The following is a 20,432-nucleotide window of genomic DNA, read 5'->3' as shown; positions in this document are numbered from 1 at the left end:
CATTATACATGAAAAAGGGGGGTCATTGCTTTTTTATTCGTAAAAAGTGATGAAATCCTTGAAAATATAAGGTTTTAAAGAAAAATAGGACTGTAAAACTTTACAGTACCATAGTCTATGGGAGGATGAAATTATGAAAAAAAGACTAATGAGCATACTGTTGATCACTTCGATGATTGGTGTCATGCTTACCGGATGTGGCGGAAAGAGCGGAAGTGGTGACAGTGAACAAAAAGAAGAGGAAGGAACAGCCAAAGAAACGATTACCTTTATGGCACCGGATTGGGCAATCCCGACGGACGATCAGCTTGCGGCTTTCACAGAGGAAACCGGAATTGAAGTTGAGATTTCTGAAGTGGGATGGGATGATATCCGCGAAAAACTGGCGACTGCATCATCAGCAGGACAATGCGCAGCGGATGTAGTAGAGGTTGATTGGTCCTGGGTAGGAGAGTTCTATGCGGCAGACTGGCTGGAACCATTGGAAGTATCAGATGCGGACAAAGCAGACATGCCTACTCTTGAGACATTTACAAAAGACGGACAAGTCCTGGCGATACCATATGCAAATGACTATCGTCTTTCATACTACAACACGAAACAGTTTGAAGAGGCCGGTATCACTGAGGAGCCGCAGACATGGGATGACGTATTGGAAGCCTGCAGAACTTTGAAATCTACCGGAACGGCAGAGTATCCGTTTGCAATCGCTTTAAATGCGGAAGAAAAGACATCAACATGCCTGATGTGGCTTGCCTATACCATGAACGGCGTTGTATGGAACGAAGACGGAACCTTCAACGAAGAATCCGTAATGGAAGCTCTTAAGTATATGGAAACGCTTGTAAAGGAAGAGCTGGTTGCACCGGAAGACAAGACATCTTCAGGAATGGATGCTTACAAACGTATTTGCTCCGGAAGCGCAAGCTTTCTGACCGGACCGACTTCTTTTGTATCCAGAACAAATAATGAAGAAGAGTGCAGCGTTGTCGGTGAGATCGCGCCGATTCTTGTCCCGGGAAAAGATGCAAAAGCAACGCAGACAATGGCATTGCCGGAGGCTATTGGTGTAACAAAAACTTCAGAACACAAAGAAGCTGCAAAGAAATTTGTGGAATGGTATACCTCTGCTGATATGCAGAAGCAGTTAAATGAAACAAATAGTGCAATTCCAACACGTAATTCGGTTTTGGAAGAACTGATCAATGACGGAACGATTCAGAATGCGGGAGCAATGCTGGAACAGGCACAGTTGATCGCTTCTCCGTTCCCGAACGGTGTACCTTCTTACTATGCAGAAATGAGCAGTGCAATGTATAATGCAATCAACAAAATGGCACTCGGCGAACTTACAGCAGAAGAAGCTTTCAATGAAATGGAAACAGCGCTGGAAAAGTTAATTAACGAATAGTTAGGAAATAAATAATGAAAAAAAAGATATTACCTTATCTTTTACTAACACCCATGATTCTCATCATGGGTGTATTAGTATTTTATCCGATTATTGCGACATTTTCATATAGTTTAAAGAAATGGAAACTGACGGCCCCGGGAGATATCCATTTTGTGGGAATCAAGAATTATCTTGATATAATTCAGTCGGACTCATTCTGGTACAGTATGCAGAATACGATATTTATTCTGGTCTTTGTTGTGGTCTTTACTACTTTGATCGGATATCTTGTGGCATCATTTTTGAATGTAGATGTGAAATGGTCAGGCATTTTGCTATCATTGTCTATATTGCCATGGGCGTTGCCGCCGTATGTAAATGGAGTATTGTGGAAGTTTGTATTTTTCTCCGGATATGGATTCTTGAATAAACTTTTGATAGGCCTTGGGACCACTAGTAAACCAATCGAATTTCTTGGATCGAGATGGACGCTTCTGCTGGTGATTTCCATTGTGGTGGTCTGGAGGAGCATTCCTTTTATGGCCTTGGTTTGTCTGGCGGGAAGACAGTCGATTCCGGTGGACTTTTATGAGGCGGCTAAGATGGACGGCGGAACACTGGGAATGACTTTCAGATATATTACTATGCCTCTCATGAGACCGTTTATTGCGGTGGGTATCACATCGACATCCGTAACAGCGATCAATGTATTTGATGAAATTGTTGCACTTTCAGGATATAGCGATCTGGGGAAAAATATATTGATGGAGAGCTATCTTACGACATTTACGTTCCTGAATTTTGGAAAAGGAAGTGCCATGACCTATATCGTCATGTTTTTTGCGTTGATTCTTGGAGTATTCTACTTGCGCAGCCTGAATAAGGAGGTGGAATACTAGTGAAATATGTAAAAAGAGCAGGGTACTTTCTGGCAACGATTCTGTTTCTGATATTTACAGTCGGCCCATTCGTCTGGACATTCATGATATCTGTTACACCGGATTATGCGATTTTTGCTCCGACTTCTAAAATGCTGCCGGAGAGTATTACATTTGCTAATTATGTAGAATTGTTTTCAGGAAGTCGAAGAGGGAATGCGTTTTTTAAAGGAATGTATAATTCGATGAGGGCAGTAGGTATTACACTCGTTATTGGAATCCCGATTGCAATGATGAGTGCCTATGCTTTAAGCAGGATGGAGTTCAAGGGGAGAAAGGTGATCAAGAATCTTTTCCTGATCACGATGGTGATTCCGGTAATGGCAACGATCATTCCCCTTTATCGTATGTTTGCAGCAGGAAAAATGCTGGATCATATTTTCTGGCTCAGCATGGTGTATGTCAGTTCCTATCTGCCGATGGCTTCATGGCTGATATCCAACTATTTTGCGACGATTCCAAAAGAGCTGGAAGAGGCAGCTATGATAGATGGATGTGGAAGAGGAGCGGCATTTTTCCGGATCATCTTACCTCTTTCCCGCCCGATTATTCTTTCCGTGACATTGATTATGTTTTTGAATACATGGAGTCAGTTTCAGATACCGCTTATTCTGGCTTCATCCATGGAGACAAAGCCGATGGCGATTGTTGTGTCGGAATTTATGACGAAAGACTCTATTCAATATGGATTGATTGCCGCGGCCGGAATGACCGCATTGATTCCACCGGCGCTCACAGCTATGCTGTTCAGGAAATATCTGATTTCCGGAATGATGGGAGGGTCTGTGAAGGGATAAGCGAATATGATACATGCAAAAGGCTGCCGTTTGGCAGCCTTAATTCTATTCAACAATAATTGCATTTGGATAAATCCGTTCCATTCGCTCATCTGGGAAATGTTCATCCAGAAAATATTCGAGCCCTGTCGATGCTTTCACACCTTCGGTCTGCCGGATGGAATAGCGCGCCATCGCAAGCCCGGACATGATCATATCAAAAATCATAAAGACAATCATCACCCAAGTCAAAGTTACGCCGATTTTCTTCGGAATCTTTTCAATCCAGCCTGAGAACAGCGGGTAGAGGATTTTCAGCCACACAACGGCGGCGATACCCCAGAAAAAGCAGTACAGCAGGTTGATTCGGCCACCCAGATTGAACGGGATATGGCTGTAGTCCCAGAATACCGTGCCGAAAACAATCTCAGTGAAGACACTGCAGATGTATTCGTAGGCCCCGCCGAGTATAGTGCCGAATACGAAAATATAGCTGTCGCTGCGGGTCCGGTACTGATATAAAATGGCTGTAAGCAGCACGCATCCGAGTCCCCAGACAATGCTGAACGGGCCATAAACCACACTGCTTCGGCTCATTAGTTTCCCGGCAGTGATCAGACAGAAGATGGTTTCGGTGATATCCCCCAGGAAAGCCCCGAGAAAGAACAGGCATACCAGTTTATAGAACGAGCATCCAACGGCAAATACGCCGGCTTTCTCTTTGGCTGCTTCCAGTTCACGTTCTTTCTCAAGTTTCGCCTGCAGCAGAGCTTTTTCGTCCAGATTCGGATAGGCTTTTTTCAGATGCTTCAGTGTCCAGCCGGTCAGATCTTCTCCCAGTGTGTCCGCTGCATTCTGGAGGTCTTCAGAAATCCTGTATACAATAGACGCTTTATTTACACGGGAGCGCACGGTCAGAATGCCGCTGATGGTTCCGATCAGGTCAATGCCGAGAATGATTCCGGCTATGATCAAGATCAGTTCGCCGATGCTTCTTGGGATCAGATGCATCAGATCTGTAAGAAGCGGATTGGCAAATGAAACGCAGAATACAGCGATCAGTCCCCAGAGAACTGTGTAAGGAAGTGTGACGTAGCCTCCGAACTGGAAACGCTTTCTGGAATAGTCCCACCATTTTCTATGGAAAATACGTTCTAAGACAAAACCGGTTCCAATCGTTACGAAGAAAGAAAGGACGGTTCCTCCCAGAAACAGGAAGAACAGATTATTTTTCAGCTCCGACAGAAAGACCGCAAATAGTAGGGCGCTGATACCGTAGGACGGACAGTAGGGACCGAACAGAAAACCGATATCGACAAACTTCTTCTCTCTTACAGCAGCCGCGGCTGTGCCAAGCGTCCATCCTGCCAGGGAATACAGAATAAAAAACCATAGCAGTTCATACATTGAATAACTCATCTTTTGTGCCTCCATTTCTTCCTATCACTATAGCAGAAGAGAGAAGGAAGTGCAAGAAGCGGTGATTAACGTTCCTCCCGAATCAGTTTAAGAACAGCGGTATGTTCATAAGTCATTGCCTCATCGTGGACAAAAGCGACTGTCCCATGCACCGGAGCGCAAAGTGTGCTGCGCACCGTGCCAAGATATGGATCATGGATCCGTGCAAGAACTTGCCCTTTTTTGATTTCATCACCGGCTTTTACGAAAGACTCAAAGAAACCTGCATCCGCCGCCCGCACCGGTATAAAGTCCTCGCTTTCGATGACCTGTGAGAGATATCCGTTCTTTCCGTTGTAGCGAATGATGTGCTGCTTGGACATAAAGTTCAGGATGCCCTGCAGTGGATCGACGATCTGACCGATTTCGTCTCCCTTCCGGACAAAACCGCCATGAGAGCGTGTCTTTACGAAAATGCCGGATCATCTGCAATACCCCAGAACGCGAGGATATTGTCCATGACTTTTTGAAGCTCGATAAGCGGTGACTGTGAAACGCGCGCCTTGTTCAGCTCATAAACTGCAAGCTGAATATAAGAAAGTGTTTCGCTTCCGATGGATTCGCGCAATGTGATGCCATTGTCGTACGCGCGCATCAGATTGGAATAAATGGAATTCATATCATCTGCGTCAAAGCAGTAACGCTGGATGAAATTCTCGCTCATGGAATACGTTATTTTTATAAATACCAAACTTGACACCATACCGGGCGAGCAGTTCGTTTACCGTATCGGTGTGCCTGTAAAGATCCATTTCCTGCATAATTCTCCTCCTCCTTTGTAATTCCTAATAGAAAAGGCGCTTTGCATAATTATGCAAAACGCCTTTGTTTAATACAACTCTTATAGTACCGGAGAATGCCGGGAGTCAATCTGTTTTTTTCTTTTCTTATAATTTGGCAAAAACCGGTCGTTTCTTTATTCCTGAAGATCATGAATCAGGGCGTTGATCTGCATGCGGGCTTTCGTACGCTGCATGCCGTCGCAGTATTGTTCCGCCATACGCAGAAGATGTTCACGGCAGGCGGTTACGATTTCCGGTCTTTTCAGCTCTATGATCAGCGTCGGAGCAGTATTGCGGACAAGAAGAGCCATTCCTTCTTTTTTGACGAAGAGATTGTAATCATGTCTGGTGTCCGGTTTAGAAGGAATGAAATAGTAATTTTCATAGGTATCCATCAAGCGAAGAATGTTCTTTAAATGAAGCACATAGGTTTCCGGGGTATACATAGACTGCCCGTCGTATGTTTTGTAAGGCGCTGCAATCGGAATCATCCCGGAACGAATATCCTTCGGGTCGGACAGCTCGCATATGTCGATAAAAGGGGTATGCTTCAAATGCTCTTCAAAAGAGGATAGTTCGTTTAAATTCTTTTCATAAGCAGTCTTCCATAATACATGATCGGTCTTATCTCGAAGCTGTTCCAGAATCTCTCTCGGGATTGTAGTTGCTGAAATAGGAAAGACTTTCTGGACGATGGATCCCGGCTGTGAAAAGAAATCCTCAAAACAATCCATAAGTTCTTCCAAAGTGTTGTGTACAGTCAGTGCCGGCTGGCAGAGGGACAGATAATCGTTATACTGTCCGGTGTATGCGTAAACGAGAGACGGATTGGTGGTAAGTAGTGTGATTGGGTTGCTTGTCATCCCGACACACGTAGAGAAGATTGCAAAATGACCGGGCAAAACGATCATGGAATGACGGTACAGATTATCGCGCAGTCGGGGATAATAATATACCTTCGTCTGGCCTGTTACATAAAGCGGAAGCCAGTAACGCAGAGATTCGACATAACGATTCATATAATTGATAGATGGCATGATCTGGCATATCGTGAAGCCTCTGGTGATAATTTCCATTAAGCTGGACTGAAGTTCAAGGGTGAAGGAATAGTCCTCGAACAGCTATTCCAGATTGTTGTCATAAGCAAACAGAATCGTAGAAGGTTGCTCAAGCGTTTGCATGAGGCCGAGTAATCGATGAATGGTTTCTCTTTTTCCGCTGTTGCCATAAAAATATTCTGTTTCATCATTAGAAGACGAAATGTGGTTCGATGCTGAAATGTTGTGTTTTGGTTCAGGGACAGCCGGAGTGTGAGATATCCTGCTCAGTGTATTTTCAACAATATCGTAATCATCGGAAAGCCATTTAAAGATATATTCAGCCAACGCAGATGAGGGCATGGAAGAACGCAGAATACTCTGCTCCAGCATTTCAGAAAGCGCATGACGCTGAAAGTCAGCTACACAGTGTTTGGAAAAGAAATAAGCCATACGTGAAATGTGCTCGCGGTTTCGAGGCATTCCTCGTTTTCCTGTGCGAAGAAGGCTGATCAAAGAGCGATCCACCGAAATGGCGGCCGCAAGTTCTTTGTTTGAAGTCTGTGTGAGATTCATTAGAAAATTCAATTTATCCGAAAATAGCATAGTAGTACCTCCCGATTATAATTGTATTGTATCAAAATCGGGGATCCTGTGCCAGTGATTTGACGAGAATTTGTCAGATTATTAAAACGAACAATAACAAGCGCGGATCCGTGTAAAACACATTCAGTAGGATCCGCGCTGCTTTGCATTTCTTAGTTCAAATGCCAGATATCTTTGTTATATTGTTCAATTGTTCTGTCAGATGAGAAAAATCCGGCTTTCGCAATATTTACCAACATCATTTTGGCCCATGCAGTTCTGTCGCTGTAATCGGCGAGCATGCGTTCTTTGGTTTCGGTGTAATCGTTGAAATCAAGAAGGGTCATGAACCAGTCTTTGTGAACCAGCTCATCGTGAAGTCTGGTCAGGTTTTCTTCATTTCCAATCTTTTTCATTTCGTCTCCAACGATGAAATCCACACATGTCTTGATGCGTTCGTCAGAAGAGTAGATTGCGTAAGCATTGTAGTCACTCTTTGCATAGTGCTCAATCACAGCCTCGCTTGATTCTCCGAAGATATAAATGTTCTCAGGGCCTACAAGATCGCTGATCTCTACATTTGCACCATCCATGGTTCCGAGTGTGACAGCACCGTTCAGCATGAACTTCATATTTCCGGTTCCGCTCGCTTCTTTTGATGCAAGTGAGATCTGTTCGGAAATATCGCAGGCCGGAATTAATTTTTCGGCAGCGGTTACATTGTAGTTTTCCACCATAACGAGTTTTATGTATGGAGCAACTTCCGGATCGTTTGCAATCAGCTCCTGCAGGCAGAGGAGAAGATGAATAATGTCTTTTGCAATTACATAAGCCGGAGCAGCCTTTGCGCCGAAAATGAAAGTGATTGGCTGTTCGGGTTTGTTGCCTGCCTTAATATCCAGATATTTATTAATGATGTACAGAGCATTCAGCTGCTGGCGTTTGTACTCATGCAGACGTTTGATCTGAATGTCGAAGATGCTGTTTTCGTTAATTTCGACACCGGTATTTTCCAGAATAAAGTCTTTGCATACTTTCTTCGCATTTGTTTTGATTTCAAGAAGTGTATTTAAAACATCTTCGTTTTCTTTGTATTTCAGAAGGTTCTCGAGAGCGGAGGCATCTTTCTTATAATCTGTACCGATCAGGCTGGAAATATAATCGCTCAGTGCATGATTGCAGTGAAGCAGCCAGCGACGGAAAGTGATTCCGTTGGTTTTATTATTGAATTTTTCCGGGTAAATATCATAAAAAGCTTTTAATTCACTGCTTTTCAGGATTTCCGTATGAAGCGCAGCCACACCGTTAATTGAGAATCCATAATGAATATCCATATGTGCCATATGAACCAGATTGTTTTTGTCGATGATGGCAACGGCTTCCTGCGGATACTGCATCTTGACACGTTCATCCAGGCGGCGGATGATCGGCATCAGGTGAGGAACAACTTCTTCCAGATAGCTGATTGGCCATTTCTCCAGTGCTTCGGCCAGAATCGTGTGGTTGGTGTAAGCACATACGTGTGTCACGATATCGCAGGCTTCCTCGAATTCAATTCCCCTTTCGGTAAGGAGACGGATGAATTCCGGAATGATCATACTTGGATGTGTATCATTGATCTGGACAACAGCATAGTCCGCAAGATCGTGCAGGTTACATCCTTTACTTACTGCTTCATCGAGGATCAGCTGTGCAGCGTTGCTGACCATAAAATACTGCTGGTAGATCCGCAGTTTTCTTCCGGCATCGTCGCTGTCATCCGGATAGAGGAATAAGGTCAGATTGTGGAGAATATCATTTTTGTCAAATGTAATTCCATCGCCGACAATACTTTCCTCTGCGATGTCGATATCAAAGAGGCGCAGACGGATGGATTTGTTTTGATATCCGGCTACATCAATGTCATATAAAGATGATTTGAGCATAAAGCCGCGGTAAGGAACCATATAGGAAATGCCGGTCGGTGTTAACCAGCTTTCGTCTGTCAGCCATGGATTTGGAGTTTCTTTCTGCAGGTGGTTCTCGAATACCTGCTTGAAAAGTCCAAGGTGATAATTGAGACCGATTCCTTCACCCGGAAGTCCAAGTGTGGCGATGGAGTCAAGGAAGCATGCCGCCAGTCGTCCAAGACCACCGTTTCCGAGAGATGGCTCCGGTTCCACTTCTTCGATTTTTGAAATAGATTTGCCATTTTCTTCAAGGAATTTTGCAACCTCATCATAAATACCGAGATTGATCAGGTTATTGGAAAGCAGCTTTCCAATCAGAAATTCTGCAGAAATATAGTAAATTTTCTTTTTGCCATCCTGATAGCCTTTCTCAGAAAGTGCTTTTTTTGTATAAACTAATAATGCATGGTAAATTTCTTCATCTGAACACTGTGAACAGTCTTTTCCAAACATGTCAAAAATTAAATTTTCTAATGATTTCATTGTTGTATCTCCTTTCAGGGGTAAATGTCTGTTTACTGTGTATGTATAGACTATAGCACGCCCTGAAAGGTGAAAAATACAACAAAATTGTTCTGTTATGACATGTTCTTGCGAAATTTGTGGGGAGAGATTCCGTTTGCCTGCTGGAATTTCTTGATGTAGTAGCTTGTGTTGTTAAATCCGCATTCCAGCGCGATTTCTGTGACGGAGTCATCGGAATGCAGAAGAAGCGTCTTTGATTTTTCCAGACGCAGGTCATTGATATATTCAATCAGAGTTTTTCCGGTATACTGGCGGAATAGTTTCATGAAATAGTATTCGCTGTAGTTGGAAAGCCCTGCCAGTTCTTTGGCATTCAACGGTTCATTGTAATGTGAGTTGATGTAGTCCAGCACATTTTTTATAGAAGAAAGACTCTTATTCTGCTCAGCGTGGTCTGAGGTGATGATGTAATTTCCTGCGAGCATTTCATAGAAAAATGCGTAGAATAGTGCCTTGAGACGTACATAATAATAAGGTTCCTTTTTGTCAAGGCAAGAGTGGATTTGACCGAAAATCTCCATAAGGCGGTCGTAGCCGGAGACATCCGGCGTGATACGATGAACAAATTCCGCCTGATTTGCCGCCAGCGGAGCGATTAGACGCTCTTGACATAAGTCCCCGGCGGTTCCTGCAAGATAACTCAGATCAAAAACAATGCTTTTATAGTAGAGGATGTGGCGTGGATCCGTTTTCATGGAATGCAGGACCCCACGGTTCACAATCAGCAGATCACCTTCTCTGACACGGAGTGCCTCTCGGTTTAACCGTACCAGTCCGCTTCCGGATTCGATGAAGATAAATTCCATTTCTTCATGCCAGTGCAGGTAGAGAGAACGGAAGATCTCGCAGTTGTCGGTGTAGGTTTCTACTGGTAGTTCAAAGGATCCATGAGAGCCGAGCTCTTTTAAAGTATTGTCTACCTGCTGAGAGATGGTTCCTGACATAATTGCTCCTTTCTGTCACTTGATCGGCGGTATTTCAAAGGTGTCATCTGATATTGCCTGCGAAATAACCGGATGAAATATGAGTGATTTTCAAAACCGGTATTTTCAGAAATTTCAATCACGCTTAAATCGGTGGTAAGAAGCAGTTCGCACGCTTTTTCCAGACGATAATGGTTCATGTATTCAACCAGGGTCATTCCGGTAAATGACTTGAAGAACTTTGTAAAATAAGAGACACTGTAGCCGCAGAAATCAGCGGCTCCCTTAAGAGACAAGGGACTCGCATAATTCGAGTGGATAAAAAGAAGTAGTTCTTTTATCTTTTTAATCTGGGTGAGCTGTGAATGGTCGGGAGGAGCATGTAATGTTCGCCCTTCCAGTGATTCGAACAGCCAGAAAATCCGGTAAAGCTGAGACTTCACGAATAGTTCGTATCCATGGGAGGACTCGGAGATAGTCTGTGTAAGGGAAGTCAGTATCTCGGAAATCCGGTCGTGTTGTGGATGGTTGGAAGGAATCCGGAAAGGAAGGGAAATCTGCTCGTCCAGATAAGGCTTTATATATGTAGTGTAACAGTAGTCGGAAGGCGAATCTTGCCCCAACATCTTTAGATCAAATAAAATACTGAAGTACTCACAGGTTTCTTCATGGAGTTGTTCAATGGCGTGCAGCATCCCGGGAAGGATTGGCACGATATCCCCTGTGTGGACAGTAAAAGGCACTTTGTTCAGTGTAACGGTACAGCATCCGCTCTGAACAAACATCAATTCCATCTCATCGTGCCAGTGCATAGGGCAGGAATACAGGGAAACCGGAATTTGAAAATGATAGACAACATAAGGGAATTCCAGCGTTCCATGTTGTCTGTATTCATAGAGAGAGGAAATGTGCGTATCTGACATGATTCAAGAACCTCCTTTTATTGGTGTAAAAATACGAGAATCTTCCATATTATGTTACAGTGGGAAGATTCTCGTAATGTTTCTTATATATTAAAGTGTTTTGCCTGTAAGCATTTCGTAGCTCTGCAAATATTTATCGATTGTTTTCTGAACAATCTCATCCGGAAGAGTCCAGTCATTATCCGGATTCGCTTTCAGCCAGTCGCGGGCAAACTGTTTGTCGAAGGAGGGCTGACTATGGCCTGGTTCATATCCTTCAGCAGGCCAGAAACGAGAGCTATCCGGAGTCAGCATCTCATCACCGATCACCAGATTTCCTTCTTCATCCAGACCGAATTCAAACTTGGTGTCTGCAATGATGATTCCGCGGTTTAGTGCATAATCTGCACATTTCTTATAAAGTGCAATAGTGTTGTCACGAAGCTTTGCGGCATATTCTTCCCCTTTTCCCGGGAAATATTTTTCCAGATGAGTAATACTTTGTTCATAAGAAATATTTTCATCATGGTCACCGATCTCGGCTTTGGTAGATGGTGTGTAAATAGGTTCCGGAAGTTTATCGGATTCTTTTAAACCTTCCGGAAGTTTGATTCCGCATACGGTTCCGTTTTCCTGATAGCTTGCCCAGCCACTTCCGGTGATATATCCACGCACGATACATTCAATCGGGAGCATGTTCAGTTTACGGCACATCATGCTGTTACCGTCAAACTGTGGCTGCTGGAAGTATTCCGGCATATCCTTTACATCTACAGAAATCATATGGTTTGGAAGAATATCCTGAGTCAGATCAAACCAGAATTTGGACATCTGAGTCAGAACAGTTCCTTTCTTGGTCACTGTGTTGTTCAAAATCACATCAAAACAACTGATACGGTCTGTTGCAACCATAATCAGGCTATCGCCGTTATCATAAATCTCACGGACTTTTCCTTCTTTGATAGGTTTCATTTTTCTACACCTCGCTAAGTTGAAATTAATATGTATTCTACTTAATAGATAAACAGATTTTGAAACAAAATGCAATCCTATTTTGAAATTTTGTGCAATCCGTTATCTATTTGTATCCCGTTCCGGAACAAGAAAGATAAACACCAGGGAACTGATCAGCAGAAGATAGGGGTAATAAAGATTCGGCATAATGTCAAATGCTGAAATCTCATATCCTAGTCCTGCAGCTGCCGAGATTGCCACAAGCATCTGTGCACCGTATGGGATAATCCCCTGGAAGACGCAGGAAAATGTATCCAGTATAGAAGCGGCATTTTGGGGAGAGATCTGATAATCTTTAGCCATTTCGCGCGCAATCGGGTTAGCCATGACGATTGCCACGGTATTATTTGCGGTGGCAATGTCCATTGCACCAACAAGAAGCCCTATGCCAAGCTTTCCGCTTTTCCTGCTTTTGAATATGCGTTTGACCAGACCGAGAAGGGCGGTGAATCCTCCGTATTCGTGAATCAGAGCACAGAGGGTGGCAACGAGGATAGCGACCATGGTAGTCTCATACATGCTGGAAACACCGTCTCCCATGTGGCTCAGAAGTTCTGTGGCCTTTGTGGTGCCTGTCGCGAGCATGATGACGGAGCCGGATGCAATGCCAATCAAAAGGACAACAAATACATTGATACCGATGATTCCACCAATCAGGACGAGCAGATAAGGAATAACCTGGATCAGGTTGTAATCGGTATGAAAATTCGTAGATCCTGCATGCCCTGAGGTGCGGATAAAGAACACGAACAGAGTGATTAACGCCGCAGGAAGGGCAATGGCAAAATTGGCACGGAATTTGTCTTTCATTTCACAGCCCTGTCCATTGCAGGCGGCGATCGTGGTATCGGAAATGAAAGATAGGTTGTCACCGAACATGGCACCGCTCATGACAGAACCGATACAGAGTGGTGCGGCAAAACCGGAACCTTCAGCTACGGCGAGAGCAATCGGTGTGATTAAAGTGATCGTTCCGACGGAGGTTCCCATGGCAAGAGATACAAAACAGCTGACTATAAAAAGTACAATAACTGCATAGCGCGCGGGAATCAGTGAAAGCAGAAAATAGGCAACGCTTTCAGCACTGCTTCTGCCGACAACACCGACAAAAATTCCGGCGGTCATGAAAATAAGAATCATAGTGATGATATCCTTATCCCCGACTCCTTTTGCCATGACCTTCAGCTTTTCATCAAAACTCAGTTTTGGATTCTGAAGGCAGGCGACCAGAAGAGCAGCCAGAAAACAGACTACTATGGGAATATTATAGAAGCCCATTGTGATATGCAGCCCGTATTCAAAAAGAATTCCCAGGCCTAGATACATGATCAGGAAGACTCCGATCGGAAGAAGTGCTTTCCAATTTCCTTTTTTCATATAAAATCTCCTTTTTTGTGTTTTTGCGCAATACACCAATGGTGTAAGGCAACGCTATGCATAAGTATAACATATCTATACGAAAATGGGGAAAAGAGTTGAAGCAAAAAAATCTGTAGTGATATAATGATATTTCAGAAAGAAACAAAACGAAATATCAACAGAATGATGCCGAAAATATATAGATTAAGGGAGCATGTGATATGCTCCCTTAAATTATGTATTGAAATTAAGAATATCAGCTGCGTTTAATAAAGGTAGTCTGACATTTCGGACAGCGAATTTCAATCTTGCCCTTTCCTCTTGGAACACGGATTTTCTGTTTGCAGGAAGGACATTTATAGATATGATGCGTCTTACGCTGCTTGAAAAGTTTTTTTTGGTTCCACCAGAAGTTCCGAATGCCTGCGGTCGCTTTCAGAAAAGATTGATTCTCGGAGGATCTCTTGTAAATGTTTCTGGAGAACATTCTGAAATAAGTATAAATAAGTATTACCAACGCCAGATAGTACAAAAAGTTCCATCGAAAAAAGCCGGAAAGAAGAAACATGATAATTCCGGTCCACATCATAAATCTTCCAAAAGAATCGACCCCATAGCGACCATACATAAAACGCATAAATTTTTCTTTCATTTCTAATCATCCAATCTTTATAGTAGTGTTGTGGTAAAAGGTATATTATTATTTTACACAGACTTTCTGTGGAATCAATAAACTTCTTATTAAAAAAGTCTAAAAAGTGTGTTATACTTCTGGTTATAACAAGATTCCCGGGAGGCAGTAATGGAAGAAGAAAAAAATAGGGAAATAAAAAAAGAAGATATACAGAAAGAAAATAGAAAAAAGCGTCCGGAAGGGGCAGGAGAAGAACGTCGTAGGAAGCGTCCGGAAGGGGCAGGAGAAGAACGTCGTAGGAAGCGTCCGGAAGGAGCAGGAGAAGAACGTCGTAGGAAGCGTCCGGAAGGGGCAGGAGAAGAACGTCGTAGGAAGCGTCCGGAAGGAGCGGGAGAAGAACGTCGGCGAAAACATTCGGAAGGTATGATGAATGAACGCCCGAAAAGACGCCCGGAAGGAATGAACGAAGAACAGCGTAGAAAACGTCCGAAAAAAGAGTATGCGGAGCATACCGGCATACAGGAAAAAGAAATGCAATCAGAGCATATGGCTGGAAAAAGCACGGGACACAAAAAGAAAACGCACAGAAGAGGCCCAAGGAAACGGCACAGTAAAGGCTCAAAGGCGGCTGGAGTTATCAGCAAGATCATTTTGATTATTGCTCTGGCAGTTTTTGCATACTCAGCTTATCAGTTGTTTGATATTTATTATGGATATCACAAAGGAGAAGCAGAATATGACGAAATTGAGAAAACGGTTGTGAGCATTGATCAAGAGGAAGCGGATCGTTATCAGGTGGACTTTGACGCGTTGAAGGAAATCAACCCGGACGTCGTGGCATGGATTCGTTTCGATGAACCTGCGATTATAAATTATCCGGTAGTTCAGGGAAAAGACAACAGTGAATATTTGTCGAAGACGTTTAAGGGGTATGAGAATACGGTTGGAACGATTTTCGTTAATGTGGATAATAATCCGGATTTTACTGACAGAAATACAATTATTTACGGACATCATATGAATAACGGGACGATGTTTAATGAACTGGATGAATATGAAAGTGAAGAGTTCTGGAAGAAATATCCTTGCTTTTATATTTATACTCCGGATGGCGCACAGCTGAAATATCAGATCTATTCTGCGGGCATTGTAAAAGATATAGCTGAGAATTATACATATGAATTTGCGGATGATGAGGCGTTCCGGTCATTCCTTCAAATAACAAAAGAATCCAGCTTTTACGATACAGGTGTGGAACCGGATCTGGATTCCAAAATTGTAACGCTTTCAACCTGTACAAAGGCGAATAATGATGAACGTTTAGTCGTTCACGGGATGCTGGTTGAGGTCAAAAATTAGGAAACAAAATTGAAAAACAGGAGGAGAAGATGGCTATAGATGTAAAATTCGAAGTGGGAGACATCATCCGGATGAAAAAGCCACATCCCTGCGGAAACTCGGAGTGGGAGATCTTGCGTGTGGGAGCAGATTTCCGGCTGAAATGCCAGGGATGCGGACATCAGGTGATGGTTTCCAGAAAACTTGTGGAGAAAAATACAAAAGAAATTAGAAAAAAAGCTTGAAACGTGTGTTGATTTATGGTATCATACCAACTTGTGATATACTATTTTTATCCTTGTTCCCGGCGAATCCGGGAGCCAGAGACCATAAGGAGGTGCAGGACATGAGCAAATATGAATTAGCAGTTGTTGTCAGCGCAAAACTCGAAGACGACGCCAGAGCAGAAGTTATCGAAAAGGTGAAAGCACTTGTAACACGTTTCGGCGGTAACGTAACTGACGTTGATGAATGGGGAAAGAGAAGATTAGCTTACGAAATCCAGAAAATGAAAGAAGCTTATTACTACTTTGTCCACTTCGAATCTGATACAACTACACCGGGCGAAGTTGAGAAGAGAATCCGTATCATGGACGGTGTAATCAGATATTTATGCGTGAAAGACGAAGCTTAGAAAGAGGCAGCGTATGAATAAAGTGGTTTTAATGGGACGTTTGACAAGAGATCCTGAAGTAAGATATTCACAAGGTGAGAATGCTCTCGCTATTGCAAGATATACATTGGCTGTAGACCGTAGATTCAAGCGTGACGGAGAACAGAGTGCAGATTTTATCAACTGTGTTGTTTTCGGTAAGAGCGCAGAATTTACAGAACGTTATTTCCGCCAGGGAATGCGCGTTACGGTCTGCGGACGAATCCAGACCGGAAGCTATACCAACAGAGATGGTGTGAAGGTCTATACAACAGAGGTTGTTGTTGAGGAGCAGGAATTTGCAGAAAGCAAGAATGCGAGCGGCGCACAGTCTTATCAGAACGCCCCGGCTCCGGCACCAAGCGTAGATGCTGGTGACGGCTTCATGAATATTCCGGACGGAATTGATGAGGAATTACCTTTTAACTAGGAAAGGAGATGTGCAAAATGGCATTCGAAAAAGGAAACAGACCAGATTCTCCGATGAAGAGAAGAGGCGGACGCAGAAGAAAAAAAGTTTGTGTATTCTGTGGTAAAGAGAACAACGAAATCGATTATAAAGATGTAGCAAAATTAAAGAAATATGTTTCTGAAAGAGGAAAGATCCTTCCGAGAAGAATCACAGGAAACTGTGCAAAACATCAGAGAGCTCTTACAGTAGCAATCAAGAGAGCAAGACATATCGCTTTAATGCCATACGTTCAGGATTAATTAAAATATTAAGGCTGAATCTCGGGAAATTTTCCGGGAATTCAGCCTTTTTGTTTTGCGTGTATTCGGTTAATCATCAAAACTGCCGCCTGCCATGGCCTTGATCGAAGAGGCATATTCGGAAGGAGTCATCCCGGTGATTTTCTTAAACTGCCGGGAAAAATAATGAATCGAAGTATAACCGAGCTGTTCGGAAATCTGGGTGAAGTTCATGTGATTTGTTCGGATCATCTGCTTGGCCACATCGATTTTCATGGATGAGAAGTATTCGATGACTCCCTTGGAACATTTTTCGCGGAAAATCTTCTGAAGCTGCGAACGTCCGATCAGATTATCGCGGCAGATCTGCTCTATGGTCACATGCGAGTGAATATGGGCTTCCAGATAATTTACCACCCGGTTGAAAATCTCGGTATCGCTCCGGCTTGTGGTTGACTTGGGAGGGAGTTTTGGAAAATTTTTCTTAAAAACAATCGGATTGGTATTATGGCGGACCAGATGAATCAGCAGGTGCTCCAGATCAAGTCGTATCATCTGTTCTGCCCCGAAAGAATTTGGTGTTTTCTTTTCCATATGCTGCAGATACGGATTATCCAGGCGACACGCGAAGCAGTCTCTTGCTTCGATGATCGTATCTGCCAGAAGGTTTCGCTCCAACTCATCAATTCGCAGGATCTTACCGGCAAAAAAATTCATGGCTGGCGATTTCGATGCAAATGATACCACGACCAGATTGGGGGCAGAATCACCGGTTGCCTTTACTGCGTGGAACTCATTGGGCTGATGGAAAATAATATCGCCCTTTTTTAGCAGGTGGTAGGTCGTTTCCGTAATGACACCGACTTCTCCTTTGTCTACATAGAGAAACTCCCAGAAATTGTGGGATTCACCTGCAAAAGAAAAATTATTCATGTACTCAAAATAATGAACAGTGTATAATTCATCAATATGAATGGAATCTTCAAGTTGTACGCCAATATAACCCATATATTGCCTCCAGTGTGACGGTGCGAATGATAAATAATCAGAGTCATTGAACCGAAATATATATTCTCAATAAGTATATTAAACCAATGCTCGGAAAAAATCAATCATAAGTGGCTGATAGTGCAAAATGATAAAAAGATAATACAAATGAATTTTTCACATATGTGCAAATAATCGGAAATAATCTATATATAAGGATATAATAAGACAAATTTAGAGATTGATTATATAAAGACGAAAGAGAGAAAAAGTTATATTATGGACTTAGTTAAAGTAAGTAAAACGAAAATAAAAGTAGGGAGAGATGGAAAATGAAAAAACCAGTATTAGTAATCATGGCGGCAGGAATGGGAAGTCGTTACGGTGGACTCAAACAGATTGATCCGGTAGATGAGCAGGGACATATCATCATGGACTTCTCCATCTTTGACGCAAAGCGCGCAGGCTTTGAAAAAGTTGTTTTCATTATCAAAAAAGAAAATGAAGCAGATTTTAAAGAGGCTGTCGGAAATCGTATGGCAGAGCAGATGGAGGTTGCTTATGTATATCAGGATCTGCACAATATTCCGGAAGGATTTGAAGTGCCGGAAGGACGTGTGAAACCGTGGGGAACGGCTCATGCGGTTCTGAGCGCGATCGATGAGATAGACGGGCCATTCGCTGTAATTAATGCAGATGACTACTATGGAAGAGATGCGTTCCAGGTTATCTATGATTATCTTGCAACTCATGAGGATGATGATAAATATCGTTACACGATGGTAGGATATAAGCTGGAAAATACGGTTACGGACAATGGTCATGTGGCACGTGGAGTGTGTGATACGAATGAGGCCGGAGAACTGGTACGCATCACAGAAAGAACACGTATTGAGAAGAGAAACGGTGGAATCGCTTATTCTGAAGATGATGGAGCGTCATGGACCGAACTTCCGGGAGATACACTGGTGTCTATGAATATGTGGGGATTCACACGCAGCATTCTAGATGAAATCAAGGCTGGATTCCCGGCATTTCTGGAAAAGGGACTTGTATCAAATCCGATGAAGTGTGAATATTTCCTTCCGGCTGTCGTAAGTACACTTCTGGAAGAAGGACGTGCAACGGTTGCAGTTCTGGCTTCTGCAGATAAATGGTATGGAGTGACTTATAAAGAAGACAAACCGGTTGTAGTTCAGGCAATTAAGAAAATGAAGGCAGAAGGACGTTATCCTGAGAAACTTTGGGGGGAAGCATAATGGGAAAAGGAAAAATTGATGAAGCGATAGGCCAGTTCCGGTATGAAGGCGTGCTGATCGATGAAAGACCTTATGGTAGCGGGCATATTAATGATACATATCTGTTGACATTTGAAATCGCAGAAATGGGAACGATCAAGGTTATTTTACAGAGAATGAACAAGAACATTTTCACAAAACCGATAGAACTTATGGAGAATATCCTGAACGTGACTTCTTATCTGCGCAAGAAGATTATTGAAAACGGAGGGGATCCGGACCGTGAGACACTGAATGTGATCCGTACCGTTGATGATATGCCATATTTTGTAGACTCTGAAGGTGAATACTGGAGATCTTACAAATTCATTACGGATGCAACCAGTTACGATCAGGTAGAAAGTCCGGAAGACTTTTATCAGAGTGCAGTCGCTTTTGGTAATTTCCAGAGACTCCTTGCAGAATATCCGGCAGAAACGCTTCATGAGACGATTGAAGGATTCCATGATACAAAAGCAAGATTCCAGGTATTTAAGAAAGCAGTGGAAGATGATGTATGCGGACGTGCTGCTTCTGTACAGAAGGAGATTCAGTTTGTTCTGGAGCATGAACATCTGGCAAATGTGTTCGCGGATCTGCTGGAAAAGAAAGAGATCCCGCTCCGTGTTACGCACAATGATACGAAGCTGAACAATATCATGATTGATAACAAGACAAGGAAAGGCATCTGTGTAATCGACCTGGATACGGTTATGCCTGGACTTGCCATGAATGATTTCGGTGATTCGATCCGTTTCGGAGCGAGTACAGCTACGGAAGATGAACAGGATCTTTCGAAAGTTTCCTGCGATATGGAACTCTTCGATCTCTATGCAAAGGGATTTATTGAGGGTTGTGGAGGCAAACTGACAGAGAAGGAAATCGACCTGATGCCAACGGGCGCTATGGTCATGACCTTTGAATGTGGTATGCGTTTCCTGACCGATTACCTGCAGGGGGATACTTATTTTAAGATCCATCGCGAAAATCATAACCTGGATCGCTGCAGAACTCAGTTCAAGTTGGTTAAGGATATGGAAGCTAAATGGGATACCATGCGTGAGATTATTGATAAGTACAAATAAAGATAGAGAGCCCGTGCTTGTCCGGCAAGGGCTTTTATCTTATATAAAAGGATGGGTGTTTAGTAAAACGACCAATATTTTTAGTAAATATAATTGAAAAATTTAGTAAAAAGTATTCCCTATTTCAG

Annotated in this window: 22 protein-coding genes; 11 read left to right on the top strand and 11 right to left on the bottom strand. The window is 43.0% G+C overall.

From position 1 onward, the window contains the following. Positions 1-133: 133 nt before the first annotated feature. The 3 genes from ACTNBR_RS10465 to ACTNBR_RS10455 are packed head-to-tail and all read left to right on the top strand — an operon-like array spanning position 134 to position 3,128. On the top strand, positions 134-1,411 hold the full coding sequence (locus ACTNBR_RS10465; RefSeq protein ID WP_427806903.1) for a sugar ABC transporter substrate-binding protein: 1,278 nt from the start codon (positions 134-136) through the stop codon (positions 1,409-1,411). Between the two features lie 14 nt (positions 1,412-1,425). Further along, a complete protein-coding gene (locus tag ACTNBR_RS10460) occupies positions 1,426-2,292 on the top strand; it encodes a carbohydrate ABC transporter permease (RefSeq protein ID WP_441042705.1) in 867 nt (288 codons plus the stop codon). Beyond that, positions 2,292-3,128, top strand: coding sequence for a carbohydrate ABC transporter permease (locus ACTNBR_RS10455; RefSeq protein ID WP_427819944.1), 837 nt, complete (start codon positions 2,292-2,294; stop codon positions 3,126-3,128). Before ACTNBR_RS10460 ends, ACTNBR_RS10455 begins: the two co-directional genes overlap by 1 nt. Before the next feature lie 45 nt (positions 3,129-3,173). Here ACTNBR_RS10455 and ACTNBR_RS10450 read toward each other — a convergent pair whose 3' ends face one another. The 10 genes from ACTNBR_RS10450 to ACTNBR_RS10405 form a co-directional block, all read right to left on the bottom strand. Next, complete coding sequence (locus ACTNBR_RS10450) at positions 3,174-4,526, bottom strand: putative ABC transporter permease (RefSeq protein WP_441018224.1); 1,353 nt, start codon at positions 4,524-4,526, stop codon at positions 3,174-3,176. 65 nt (positions 4,527-4,591) lie between these two features. Next, a complete protein-coding gene (locus ACTNBR_RS10445; protein ID WP_427806896.1) occupies positions 4,592-4,888 on the bottom strand; it encodes a hypothetical protein in 297 nt (98 codons plus the stop codon). An 83-nt stretch (positions 4,889-4,971) separates the two neighbouring features. Beyond that, positions 4,972-5,256, bottom strand: coding sequence for an alpha-E domain-containing protein (locus tag ACTNBR_RS10440; RefSeq protein WP_427819946.1), 285 nt, complete (start codon positions 5,254-5,256; stop codon positions 4,972-4,974). 225 nt (positions 5,257-5,481) lie between these two features. Then, positions 5,482-6,384: a hypothetical protein gene (locus ACTNBR_RS10435; protein WP_441018222.1), complete on the bottom strand. Its 903-nt coding sequence runs from the start codon at positions 6,382-6,384 to the stop codon at positions 5,482-5,484. A gap of 84 nt (positions 6,385-6,468) precedes the next feature. Further along, on the bottom strand, positions 6,469-6,990 hold the full coding sequence (locus tag ACTNBR_RS10430; RefSeq protein WP_441018220.1) for a hypothetical protein: 522 nt from the start codon (positions 6,988-6,990) through the stop codon (positions 6,469-6,471). A 152-nt stretch (positions 6,991-7,142) separates the two neighbouring features. After that, the gene (locus tag ACTNBR_RS10425; RefSeq protein ID WP_441018218.1) at positions 7,143-9,401 is read right to left on the bottom strand and encodes a glycogen/starch/alpha-glucan phosphorylase; all 2,259 of its coding nucleotides are present in this window, start codon (positions 9,399-9,401) and stop codon (positions 7,143-7,145) included. A 95-nt stretch (positions 9,402-9,496) separates the two neighbouring features. Continuing rightward, positions 9,497-10,387, bottom strand: coding sequence for an AraC family transcriptional regulator (locus ACTNBR_RS10420; RefSeq protein ID WP_441018216.1), 891 nt, complete (start codon positions 10,385-10,387; stop codon positions 9,497-9,499). Further along, the gene (locus ACTNBR_RS10415) at positions 10,360-11,289 is read right to left on the bottom strand and encodes an AraC family transcriptional regulator (protein ID WP_441018214.1); all 930 of its coding nucleotides are present in this window, start codon (positions 11,287-11,289) and stop codon (positions 10,360-10,362) included. The genes ACTNBR_RS10420 and ACTNBR_RS10415 overlap by 28 nt, the downstream gene beginning before the upstream one ends. A 90-nt stretch (positions 11,290-11,379) precedes the next feature. Continuing rightward, positions 11,380-12,240 (bottom strand): phosphoribosylaminoimidazolesuccinocarboxamide synthase, encoded by an 861-nt coding sequence (locus ACTNBR_RS10410; protein ID WP_427806888.1) that lies wholly within the window; start codon positions 12,238-12,240, stop codon positions 11,380-11,382. Between the two features lie 102 nt (positions 12,241-12,342). Next, positions 12,343-13,659 (bottom strand): Na+/H+ antiporter NhaC family protein, encoded by a 1,317-nt coding sequence (locus ACTNBR_RS10405; RefSeq protein ID WP_441018212.1) that lies wholly within the window; start codon positions 13,657-13,659, stop codon positions 12,343-12,345. A 346-nt stretch (positions 13,660-14,005) separates the two neighbouring features. Between ACTNBR_RS10405 and ACTNBR_RS10400 the strand changes: the two genes are divergently transcribed. From ACTNBR_RS10400 to rpsR, 6 genes are all read left to right on the top strand, one after another. After that, entirely contained in the window at positions 14,006-14,299 is a 294-nt protein-coding gene (locus ACTNBR_RS10400; protein ID WP_427819949.1) for a hypothetical protein, read from the top strand. A 144-nt stretch (positions 14,300-14,443) separates the two neighbouring features. Continuing rightward, the gene (gene srtB, locus ACTNBR_RS10395) at positions 14,444-15,634 is read left to right on the top strand and encodes a class B sortase (RefSeq protein ID WP_441018210.1); all 1,191 of its coding nucleotides are present in this window, start codon (positions 14,444-14,446) and stop codon (positions 15,632-15,634) included. Positions 15,635-15,663: 29 nt separating this feature from the next. Then, positions 15,664-15,858 (top strand): DUF951 domain-containing protein, encoded by a 195-nt coding sequence (locus tag ACTNBR_RS10390; protein ID WP_427806882.1) that lies wholly within the window; start codon positions 15,664-15,666, stop codon positions 15,856-15,858. Between the two features lie 101 nt (positions 15,859-15,959). Beyond that, on the top strand, positions 15,960-16,247 hold the full coding sequence (gene rpsF, locus ACTNBR_RS10385; RefSeq protein ID WP_427806881.1) for a 30S ribosomal protein S6: 288 nt from the start codon (positions 15,960-15,962) through the stop codon (positions 16,245-16,247). A 13-nt stretch (positions 16,248-16,260) separates the two neighbouring features. Next, entirely contained in the window at positions 16,261-16,695 is a 435-nt protein-coding gene (locus ACTNBR_RS10380) for a single-stranded DNA-binding protein (protein WP_427806880.1), read from the top strand. 17 nt (positions 16,696-16,712) lie between these two features. Continuing rightward, a complete protein-coding gene (gene rpsR / locus ACTNBR_RS10375) occupies positions 16,713-16,976 on the top strand; it encodes a 30S ribosomal protein S18 (protein ID WP_178037364.1) in 264 nt (87 codons plus the stop codon). A gap of 69 nt (positions 16,977-17,045) precedes the next feature. On the opposite strand, the gene ACTNBR_RS10370 is transcribed toward rpsR, so the two are convergent. Further along, a complete protein-coding gene (locus tag ACTNBR_RS10370) occupies positions 17,046-17,963 on the bottom strand; it encodes an AraC family transcriptional regulator (RefSeq protein WP_427806879.1) in 918 nt (305 codons plus the stop codon). Between the two features lie 311 nt (positions 17,964-18,274). On the opposite strand from ACTNBR_RS10370, the gene ACTNBR_RS10365 reads away from it, so the two are divergent. Together ACTNBR_RS10365 and ACTNBR_RS10360 are read left to right on the top strand one after the other, a co-directional pair. After that, positions 18,275-19,201, top strand: coding sequence for a nucleotidyltransferase family protein (locus tag ACTNBR_RS10365; RefSeq protein WP_427806878.1), 927 nt, complete (start codon positions 18,275-18,277; stop codon positions 19,199-19,201). Beyond that, complete coding sequence (locus ACTNBR_RS10360) at positions 19,201-20,304, top strand: phosphotransferase enzyme family protein (protein WP_427806877.1); 1,104 nt, start codon at positions 19,201-19,203, stop codon at positions 20,302-20,304. The genes ACTNBR_RS10365 and ACTNBR_RS10360 overlap by 1 nt, the downstream gene beginning before the upstream one ends. The last annotated feature ends 128 nt before the right edge of the window (positions 20,305-20,432 follow it).

This window comes from Bariatricus sp. HCP28S3_F11, assembly GCF_052065395.1.
GTDB lineage: Bacteria > Bacillota > Clostridia > Lachnospirales > Lachnospiraceae > Allocoprococcus.
The sequence above is the reverse complement of the archived record's forward strand: the minus strand, read 5'-3'. Positions and strand labels throughout refer to the sequence as shown.

Bases quoted from the DNA above. Each gene is read 5' to 3' on its own strand.
- ACTNBR_RS10370 (WP_427806879.1), bottom strand. From the start codon at position 17,963: ATGGGTTATATTGGCGTACAACTTGAAGATTCCATTCATATTGATGAA.
- rpsR (WP_178037364.1), top strand. From the start codon at position 16,713: ATGGCATTCGAAAAAGGAAACAGACCAGATTCTCCGATGAAGAGAAGA.
- ACTNBR_RS10390 (WP_427806882.1), top strand. From the start codon at position 15,664: ATGGCTATAGATGTAAAATTCGAAGTGGGAGACATCATCCGGATGAAA.
- ACTNBR_RS10415 (WP_441018214.1), bottom strand. From the start codon at position 11,289: ATGTCAGATACGCACATTTCCTCTCTCTATGAATACAGACAACATGGA.
- ACTNBR_RS10445 (WP_427806896.1), bottom strand. From the start codon at position 4,888: ATGTCCAAGCAGCACATCATTCGCTACAACGGAAAGAACGGATATCTC.
- srtB (WP_441018210.1), top strand. From the start codon at position 14,444: ATGGAAGAAGAAAAAAATAGGGAAATAAAAAAAGAAGATATACAGAAA.
- ACTNBR_RS10420 (WP_441018216.1), bottom strand. From the start codon at position 10,387: ATGTCAGGAACCATCTCTCAGCAGGTAGACAATACTTTAAAAGAGCTC.
- ACTNBR_RS10405 (WP_441018212.1), bottom strand. From the start codon at position 13,659: ATGAAAAAAGGAAATTGGAAAGCACTTCTTCCGATCGGAGTCTTCCTG.
- ACTNBR_RS10430 (WP_441018220.1), bottom strand. From the start codon at position 6,990: ATGCTATTTTCGGATAAATTGAATTTTCTAATGAATCTCACACAGACT.
- rpsF (WP_427806881.1), top strand. From the start codon at position 15,960: ATGAGCAAATATGAATTAGCAGTTGTTGTCAGCGCAAAACTCGAAGAC.
- ACTNBR_RS10410 (WP_427806888.1), bottom strand. From the start codon at position 12,240: ATGAAACCTATCAAAGAAGGAAAAGTCCGTGAGATTTATGATAACGGC.
- ACTNBR_RS10360 (WP_427806877.1), top strand. From the start codon at position 19,201: ATGGGAAAAGGAAAAATTGATGAAGCGATAGGCCAGTTCCGGTATGAA.
- ACTNBR_RS10365 (WP_427806878.1), top strand. From the start codon at position 18,275: ATGAAAAAACCAGTATTAGTAATCATGGCGGCAGGAATGGGAAGTCGT.
- ACTNBR_RS10435 (WP_441018222.1), bottom strand. From the start codon at position 6,384: ATGCCATCTATCAATTATATGAATCGTTATGTCGAATCTCTGCGTTAC.
- ACTNBR_RS10400 (WP_427819949.1), top strand. From the start codon at position 14,006: ATGATGCGTCTTACGCTGCTTGAAAAGTTTTTTTTGGTTCCACCAGAA.
- ACTNBR_RS10380 (WP_427806880.1), top strand. From the start codon at position 16,261: ATGAATAAAGTGGTTTTAATGGGACGTTTGACAAGAGATCCTGAAGTA.
- ACTNBR_RS10425 (WP_441018218.1), bottom strand. From the start codon at position 9,401: ATGAAATCATTAGAAAATTTAATTTTTGACATGTTTGGAAAAGACTGT.
- ACTNBR_RS10460 (WP_441042705.1), top strand. From the start codon at position 1,426: ATGAAAAAAAAGATATTACCTTATCTTTTACTAACACCCATGATTCTC.
- ACTNBR_RS10450 (WP_441018224.1), bottom strand. From the start codon at position 4,526: ATGAGTTATTCAATGTATGAACTGCTATGGTTTTTTATTCTGTATTCC.
- ACTNBR_RS10465 (WP_427806903.1), top strand. From the start codon at position 134: ATGAAAAAAAGACTAATGAGCATACTGTTGATCACTTCGATGATTGGT.